Annotated in this window: 7 protein-coding genes; 3 read left to right on the forward strand and 4 right to left on the reverse strand. The window is 63.1% G+C overall.

Translation table 11 applies throughout. The features are described from left to right. Both GSQ89_RS19905 and GSQ89_RS19910 read right to left on the reverse strand, forming a co-directional pair. Positions 1-738 (reverse strand): ABC transporter substrate-binding protein (locus GSQ89_RS19905; RefSeq protein ID WP_158928398.1); only part of this gene is annotated, 738 nt, incomplete at its 3' end. A gap of 136 nt (positions 739-874) precedes the next feature. Further along, the gene (locus GSQ89_RS19910; RefSeq protein ID WP_158928400.1) at positions 875-1,312 is read right to left on the reverse strand and encodes a cytochrome c; all 438 of its coding nucleotides are present in this window, start codon (positions 1,310-1,312) and stop codon (positions 875-877) included. Between the two features lie 123 nt (positions 1,313-1,435). On the opposite strand from GSQ89_RS19910, the gene GSQ89_RS19915 reads away from it, so the two are divergent. From GSQ89_RS19915 to metH, 3 genes are all read left to right on the forward strand, one after another. Next, complete coding sequence (locus tag GSQ89_RS19915) at positions 1,436-2,017, forward strand: TIGR00730 family Rossman fold protein (RefSeq protein ID WP_158928402.1); 582 nt, start codon at positions 1,436-1,438, stop codon at positions 2,015-2,017. 305 nt (positions 2,018-2,322) lie between these two features. Next, positions 2,323-3,273 (forward strand): ArsR family transcriptional regulator, encoded by a 951-nt coding sequence (locus tag GSQ89_RS19920; RefSeq protein WP_158928404.1) that lies wholly within the window; start codon positions 2,323-2,325, stop codon positions 3,271-3,273. A 14-nt stretch (positions 3,274-3,287) separates the two neighbouring features. Beyond that, the gene (metH, locus tag GSQ89_RS19925) at positions 3,288-6,773 is read left to right on the forward strand and encodes a methionine synthase (protein ID WP_158928406.1); all 3,486 of its coding nucleotides are present in this window, start codon (positions 3,288-3,290) and stop codon (positions 6,771-6,773) included. 33 nt (positions 6,774-6,806) lie between these two features. On the opposite strand, the gene GSQ89_RS19930 is transcribed toward metH, so the two are convergent. Next, on the reverse strand, positions 6,807-7,472 hold the full coding sequence (locus GSQ89_RS19930; protein ID WP_158928408.1) for a flagellar hook assembly protein FlgD: 666 nt from the start codon (positions 7,470-7,472) through the stop codon (positions 6,807-6,809). A 22-nt stretch (positions 7,473-7,494) separates the two neighbouring features. After that, the coding region (locus GSQ89_RS19935) for a flagellar hook-length control protein FliK (protein WP_158928410.1) at positions 7,495-8,190 on the reverse strand (696 nt) is incomplete at its 5' end.

The following is an 8,190-nucleotide window of genomic DNA, read 5'->3' on the forward strand; positions in this document are numbered from 1 at the left end:
CGCCGCCTTGATCAGCAGGTTCAGGTCGCGGTTATAGTTGCCGGTGATCACCGATTGCGCGCCGGACGCCTTGATCTTGGCAATATAAGGCGAGAAATCCTGCACCTTGCCGAACGGTATCAACTCATCGCCAACGATCTGGATGTCGGGCCGCAGCTTCGCCAGCCATTTCTTCGTATCATGTTGGATCGACTGTCCGAACAGATAGTCCTGGTTCAACAGATAAACCTTGGTGACACTTTTCGGCAGTGCCTTGATGCGAGCCACCGCTCGCATTTCGACATTGCCGGTAAACCGGAACTGCCAGAAATCGCACTGCTCATTGGTCAGTTCGGTCGCCAGCGCACCACAGTTCAAATACAGCACACGATTGTCGGGATTGCGCGCGTTGTTCTTCGATACGCCCTCGATCAATGCCGCACCGACATTCGACCCAGTACATTGCATCACGAACGGAATATTCTGGTCGGTGACGCTTTTTAGAGCGATCAGCGCTTCGGCCGGCTGCAGCTTGTCGTCGAACGGCACGATCTCGAACTTCTTGCCCAGCGCGCCGCCGTCGGCATTCACCTTGTCCAGTATATACGCGAACACTTTCAGGAATTCGTCTCCGCCGGACGCGAATGGGCCGGAAAACGGGTCGATATAGGCGACCTTGATAGTCTCCTGGGCCAGCACCGGCCTGGTGGCAAAGCCCGTCGCGAGCGCAATAAATGCGAAGCAAAGGCGTCTGATCAACGACGTCATATTTTCCCCCGAACCCGAAACAGGCCGTTTATTCATTGGGGAAAAGAGTAGGCATCACCGTTGATACGAGTCAATCACGCCGGCCCGCCTGGTATCGCGACCAAGCGGGCCGGCAATCGTGCAGCCATTACTTCGTACGGTATGCCTTATGGCACGCACCGCACTGCTCACCCAGCAGCTTCGCGTCGGCGGCCACTTCCTCCGCATTGCCGGCTTTCGCGTCGGTGGCCAGCTTGGTCGCGGCATCGTTCGCGGCCAGCGCGATTTTCTGGAATCCGGCCGGGTCGGACCAGATCTCCGGCAGGGCCCTGGTATTGCCTCCGGTCTCGGTGCCCTTGGGGAACAGGGTGGGGATCACCTTGGTCCACATGGCGATGGCCTTGGCCGGCCCTTCCAGCGGCTTGACGTCGCCTTTGTCCTTCACGACCGAACGGATGTAGGCAAAATCGCCGTTCTGCAATGAGAACCCGGCCTGCCGCACGGCGATCGGATCCAGGCTGTCGGCCTGGGCAACGCCTAGCCCTGCCAGCAGCATAACGGCACACAATGCTATACGCTTTGTCATTCGATAACGCCTTCCCACTCGGTTATTGACGCGCACGCTACAACGATCCTGGATCGCCACGACGATTCGCTAGCAGATTTGCGGATGAGCGGACAGACTGGGGGTCTAACGAGAAGGATATTCATGACGGCCATACGCTCTCTCGCTGTGTTCTGTGGCTCCCGCCTTGGCGTGAACCCTGCCTACGCCGACGCCGCGCGCGCGCTGGGCCGTGGTCTTGGGCAGGCGGGCATCCGCCTAGTGTATGGCGGCGGCCGAATCGGAATCATGGGGGTCGTCGCCGACGCCACCCTGGCGGCCGGCGGGTCGGTTCTCGGGGTAATCCCGGAGTTCCTGACGCAATGGGAAGTTGCCCATACAACCGTCACCGAGATGGTCGTTACCGACAGCATGCACAGCAGAAAACGCCGTTTGTATGAGGAATCGGACGCCTTCCTGGTCATGCCCGGCGGGCTTGGCACGTACGACGAGGCGTTTGAGATCATCACCTGGCGCCAGCTTCGCCTGCACGACAAGCCCATCGTGCTGTGCAATGTGGCGGGATCGGTTGGGCCGCTGGTCGCCGCCATCGATCACGCGGTCGAGCAAGGCTTCGCCGATCCGGCCTGCCGCGCGCTGTTCGAGGTGATCGAGGGGGTTCCCGCGGTGCTGGAGCGGCTGGAGACGCTGTCGGCCGGGAGGAGTGGATCGGGGGAGCGGCTTTAACGATCTCTCGCACCTCTACGACCTGCATCGAAGACCTGATGCAAATGCGTTCCAATCGATTGGAAGGCCTCGGTGGGAATCGCGATGGCCAGTACAGCGTCCGGATCAACGGGCAGTGGCCACTTACGATTTGGCCCTCACTCGGCAGGATCATGTGGACCGCATTGCTCAAAGGGTCCGTCCGGCGGCGGCATAGCGCCAGAAACCGGGTAAGAGGATCACATCTGGATCAATCACGCCGCCGCACGCCTGACCGATACACCCACTGGACATAAGGATATCTTTATGTCATTAAACACTCCGCCATGGACCAACTCCTCGCCAGTTTGCGCGCCGCCGCCGAACCGACCCGCTTGCGCCTCCTCGCGCTCGCGGCTCGCGGCGCCTTCTGCGTCATGGAATTCACCGAAATCCTCGGTCAGTCGCAGCCGCGCCTCTCGCGCCATTTGAAGTTGCTATGTGATTGCGGCTTGCTGGACCGGGTGCGGGAAGGCGCCAATGTCTGGTTCGCCCTTCCAACCGGCGACGACGGCGCCCTGCCGCGCGAACTTGTCGCCCGCCTCCCCGCCGACGACCCGGTTCTTGAAGCCGATCGCCGGCAGGCCGCGCGGGTCCTCGCCGAACGCGCCCGCATCGCGTCCGAAAGCTTCCGCCGCAATGGCGCCGACTGGGACGAGATGCGGGCGCTTGAACTGCCCGCCCAGGCGGTCGAGGACGCCCTGCTCGCTCTCATTCCGTTCGAATCGCGGGGACGGCTGCTCGACATCGGCACCGGCACCGGCCGGGTTCTCGAACTGCTCGCCCCCCGCGTCCGCCAGGCGCTTGGCGTCGATGCCTCCAAGGCGATGCTGGCCCTGGCCCGAGCCCGCCTGTCCAACCCAGGTCTGGCGCATTGCGCTGTCCGGCTGGCGGACATGTACCGGTTGCCGCTGACGGATCGTTCCTTCGACATTGTCGTCCTGCAAATGGTGCTGCACCACGCCGAAGACCCGGCCGGCGCCGTGCATGAGGCGACCCGGGTCCTCAACGACGACGGCATGCTGCTGGTGATCGACCTCGCGGAACACGACCGGACCGACATGACCGACAGGTTGGCCCACCGCTGGCCGGGATTTTCCGACGATGCCGTTAACCGGATGTTCACCGCGTCCCAGGTAGCCTGGCGTGACCCGGTCACCATTCCCGGCCCGCTTCCCATACGGATCTGGCCCGCCATCCGCACGACGGCGGATGTCACACGCGAACTCGCCCTCTGAAAGCAGCCTGAAAAATGAGTCGTCCCCATTTGCTCGATGCCCTGCGCGATCGTGTCCTGCTGTGTGACGGCGGTATGGGCAGCCGGGTTCAGGCGCTGACCCTGGATGTGGAGAAAGATTACTGGGGCCGCGAAAATTGCACCGACGTGCTGGTGCTGTCCCGGCCCGACATGGTGCGGGAGATTCATAAAGGCTACTTCGCCGCCGGTGCCGATATGGTGGAAACCAACACCTTCGGCGGCTCCCCGGTGACCCTAGGCGAATTCGATCTCGCCGACCGAGCGTTCGAGATCAACAAGATCGCCGGCGAACTGGCCCGCGAAGCGGCGGAAAGCTTCGCCGATGGCCGCGACCGCTGGGTGATCGGCAGCGTCGGGCCCGGCACCAAACTGCCCAGCCTAGGCAACATCGCCTACGACCCGCTGGAAGCCGCGCTGGCCGAACAATGCCGCGGCCTGATCGCCGGTGGCGTCGATGCGATCCTGATCGAAACCTGCCAGGACACGCTGCAGATCAAAGCCGCCGTCAACGGCGCCAAAATCGCCCGCACGAACGCCGGCACGGACACGCCGATCTTCGTCCAGGTCACCGTCGAGACCACCGGCACCCTGCTGGTCGGCCCCGATATCGCCGCCGCCGGCGCAGTGATCGGTGCGTTGGATGTGCCGCTGATGGGCCTGAACTGCGCCACCGGCCCTCAGGAGATGGCGGAACATGTCGGCTGGCTGGCATCCAACTGGCCTGGCCTGATCTCGGTGCAGCCTAATGCCGGCCTGCCGGAACTGGTGGACGGCCATACCCACTATCCGCTGAACGCCGCCGACCTCGCGTCCTGGCTGGAGCGGTTCGTGGTGCAGGACGGCGTCAACCTAATCGGCGGCTGCTGCGGCACCTCGATCGAGCATGTCGCCGCGCTGGATGCGATGCTGCGCAAGCTGGGGGGCTTCCGCCCCGCGCCGGTCGCTCGCAAACCGATCTGGATTCCCGGCGTCGCCAGCCTGTATCAGGCCGTGCCGTTGCGCCAGGAGAATGCGATCTTCGCCATTGGGGAGCGCTGCAACGCCAACGGTTCCAAGAAATGGCGCGAAGCCCAGGAAAAAGGCGACTGGGACGGCTGCGTCTCCATGGGCCGCGAGCAGATCGGCGAAGGGTCCCATGCGCTGGACGTCTGCACCGCGTTCGTCGGCCGCGACGAAATCTCCGAGATGAATGAGGTGATCCGCCGCTTCACCGCCTCGGTGAACAGTCCGCTGGTGATCGACAGCACCGAAACGCCGGTGATCGAGGCCGCGCTGAAGCTGCACGGCGGCAAGCCGATCATCAATTCGATCAATTTCGAGGACGGTGAAAAAGCCGCCACCGACCGCCTGATCCTGGCCAAACGTTTCGGCGCCGCGGTCATCGCGCTGACCATCGACGAAGTTGGCATGGCCAAGTCGGTCGAGGACAAGCTGCGCATCACCCGCCGGCTGGTTGATTTCGCCTGCAACAAGCACGGCCTGGCGCAATCGGACCTGCTGATCGACCCGCTGACCTTCACGATCGCCACCGGTAACGAAGACGACCGCAAGCTGGCGCAATGGACGCTGGAAGGCATCGCCGCGATCAGTGCGGAGTTTCCCGACATCCAGATCATTCTGGGCCTGTCGAATGTCAGCTTCGGCCTGAACCCAGCCGCGCGTGCCGTGCTGAACAGCGTCTTCCTCGATCACGCACGCCGAGCAGGGATGACCGGGGCAATTATTCACGTGTCGAAAATCCGGCCGCTGCATTTGATCGCGGAAGAAGAGAGACAGGTCGCCGAAGACCTGATCTTCGACCGCCGGCGTGAGGGCTATGACCCGCTGCAGAAATTGCTGGAACTGTTCGCCGGCCGCAAACTCGCCGACGCGGTCAAGAAGGAACGCGCGGAGACGCCGGAGGGTCGCCTGAAGGACCGTATCGTCGATGGCGACCGCAAGGGCCTGACCGACGACCTGGACGAGGCCTTGCTGACACTCGCCCCGCTGGACATCATCAACAACGTGCTGTTGGACGGCATGAAGGTGGTCGGTGACCTGTTCGGGTCCGGCAAGATGCAGCTTCCGTTCGTGCTGCAATCGGCGGAAACGATGAAAAGTGCCGTTGCCTACCTGGAACCGATGATGGAGCGGGTGGAGGGCCAGGAAAAAGGCACCATCGTGCTGGCCACGGTGAAGGGTGACGTGCATGACATCGGCAAGAACCTTGTCGATATTATCCTGACCAATAACGGCTACCGCGTGGTCAACCTGGGCATCAAGGTGCCGTTGGCGGAGATGTTGCAGGCGGTGCAAGACAATCGCGCCCATGCGATCGGCATGTCTGGCCTGCTGGTGAAATCCACCGTGGTGATGCGGGAGAACCTGGAAGAAATGTCTCGCCAGGGGCTGGAGATACCAGTCCTGTTGGGTGGTGCGGCATTGACCCGCAATTATGTGGAAGATGCCTGCGTCGGTGCCTATGGATGCGGCCGTGTCGCCTATGCCCGCGACGCGTTCGATGGCCTGCATCTGATGGACAAGGTCACCGGCAACGCCTTCGACGACTACCTTTCAGCGATCCAGGCCAAACGCGTTGGCAAATCCCGCAACACCGCCCGGACCCTGGGTCAAGCCGATGAGAAAGCGTTCCGTCCGGTCGATGTCGGCGCCGTCCGGGAACGGCGCCATCGCCTGACCCGCGATGTTCCCGTCGTGGAACCCCCGTTCTGGGGTGCGCGGGTTATCGAATCCGCCCCCAAGGCGATCGTCCCCTTCGTCAACGAACGCAGCCTGTATCAATTCCAGTGGGGCTTCCGAAAGCAGGGCCGGTCGCTGGACGACTTCCTGGGCTGGGCGAAGCAGGAACTGCGCCCCGTCATGCGCCGCATGCTGACCTTGTGTGAGGACCAGGACATACTTCGGCCGCAAGCCGCCTATGGCTACTGGAAGGCCGCCGGCCAAGGCAACGACCTGATCATCTTCGAACAGGACGGGGTGACCGAGATTACCCGCTTCTCCCTGCCGCGCCAGCCGAAAGAAGATGGCGAGTGCATCGCCGACTTCTTCCGCGACGTCGATGACGCCGAACGCGACGTGATCGCACTGCAGGTGGTGACGGTGGGTCAGAAAGCCTCAGACACCGCGCGCGTGTGGTTCGAGGACAATCGCTATCAGGATTACCTGTACTTACACGGGCTGTCGGTGGAGATGGCGGAAGCCATGGCGGAGTATGTCCACAAGCGAATCCGAGCGGAACTCGGTTTCGCGGGCGAGGACGACCGTGACATGGAGAAAATGCTCGGGCAGGGTTATCGCGGCAGCCGTTACTCGTTCGGGTATCCGGCTTGCCCGCGACTGGAAGACCAGGTGCCGATCCTGGGCATGCTGGGGGCGGAACGGATCGGCATCGAGATATCAGACGAATATCAGTTGCATCCGGAACAATCGACCAGCGCAATCGTCGTCCTGAACCCTCGGGCGAAGTATTTTTCAGTGTGATCTGGGCGCGGGGCGAAACTGTGACGGGCGGTGTCAGCTCCCCACGGAATCAACCGCGCTGAACGGCAGCGTCAACCCGCCCATCTGAAGGTCCACGGTGCCGGAATTGTTCTGCACCGCTGTCGCCGTGCCGGTGACGGTGAACGGAACGGCCGAGGTGGCTCCGTTGACACCGATCGCGTTCACCGTAACGGTATAGGCACCGTCCGGCATGGTGGTGCCGTTGGCGTTCTGGCCGTTCCAGGTCCAGGTATTGGCACCGGCCGAACTGGTCAACGTCGCGGTCTGCACCTGCACGCCGGACGCGTTGAAAACCGCGATGCCGACCGGTTCGGCGCTTGTGGTGTTGAAATTGATCGCGGCCGTGCCGTTCTGCAACGAAAGCTGGCTGCTGTTCACTGTCACCGGCTTGCCGATCATCGATGTGGATTGCTCGATCTGGCTGGCCTGGGTGAGTTGAATCAGTTGCGTCAGATCGCTGTTGGTGTCGATCTGCTGCTGCACGGAGGTGAACTGAACCAGTTCGCTGGTGAACTGATTGGAATCCAGCGGCGACGTCGGATCCTGGTTCTGCAACTGGGTCATCAGCAGCGACAGGAAGCTGGTGAAATTGTCGCTGAGGCTGCCCAGGGCGGATGTGCCGGTCTGGGAAATGGTGCTCGACGGGGACGATGACGGTGGCGTTACGCTGCCGCTCATTGACGAAACTCCTTTTTGGCGATCAGGCGGTGATATCCAGGCCGATACGATACGATTTCCCGGACGTCGCACCGATGGTCGCCGGCCGCACGTCCGATCGCCGGGTGGTGGGATAGGCGGTACGCTCCCTGGCCGGGTAGTTGCCACGACCGCCGCCGGCGGAGCCATCGGCATCGGTCATGCCGGCACCCGTTCGACCGGCCGAACCTTGCTGGCTGTTGCTGTTGGCCGCCGGCGATCCTGACCCGTTGCCGCCGGCCGCCGCCTGTGCCGGCTGCGCGACGTGGAAGGTGACGGTCCGCCCGGCTGCCGCTATGCCGGCGTCATCCAGCGTGCGGTGCAGTTGCGGCTGATCCCGTTGCAACGCCAGCAAAGTCACAGGATTGTCCGCGGTGATATCGATTTGCGTCGTGCCGGATGGCGCCTGCGCGATCCTGACCTGCACCATGCCCATGTCGGCGGGGTGCAGGCGAACCGTCATCTGCTGGCCCCCGTCCGGGGTTTTCGCCAGTGTGAGCAGCGTCGGCGCAAGCTGTTCCACCGGCGAGGCTGGTTGGGCCTGATGCGGCGCGGCGACCGTGGTGGCGGCGGTAGCCGGTACGGTGGGGAGTGTGACGGCGGGCGCTACCTGCTCCGCGGTCGAAACCGATGAGACGGCGGGCTTCGCCGGATCGGTGCCGGCCTCGACCGGATGCAGCGTGATCTTGCGATCGGCGGG

The sequence above is a fragment of the Acidisphaera sp. S103 genome, assembly GCF_009765975.1.
In the GTDB taxonomy this organism is placed as follows: Bacteria; Pseudomonadota; Alphaproteobacteria; order Acetobacterales; family Acetobacteraceae; genus Rhodopila.

Excerpts from the sequence above, each read along its gene's own strand:
- GSQ89_RS19910 (WP_158928400.1), bottom strand. The coding sequence starts at position 1,312 with ATGACAAAGCGTATAGCATTGTGTGCCGTTATGCTGCTGGCAGGGCTA.
- GSQ89_RS19915 (WP_158928402.1), top strand. The coding sequence starts at position 1,436 with ATGACGGCCATACGCTCTCTCGCTGTGTTCTGTGGCTCCCGCCTTGGC.
- GSQ89_RS19920 (WP_158928404.1), top strand. The coding sequence starts at position 2,323 with ATGGACCAACTCCTCGCCAGTTTGCGCGCCGCCGCCGAACCGACCCGC.
- metH (WP_158928406.1), top strand. The coding sequence starts at position 3,288 with ATGAGTCGTCCCCATTTGCTCGATGCCCTGCGCGATCGTGTCCTGCTG.
- GSQ89_RS19930 (WP_158928408.1), bottom strand. The coding sequence starts at position 7,472 with ATGAGCGGCAGCGTAACGCCACCGTCATCGTCCCCGTCGAGCACCATT.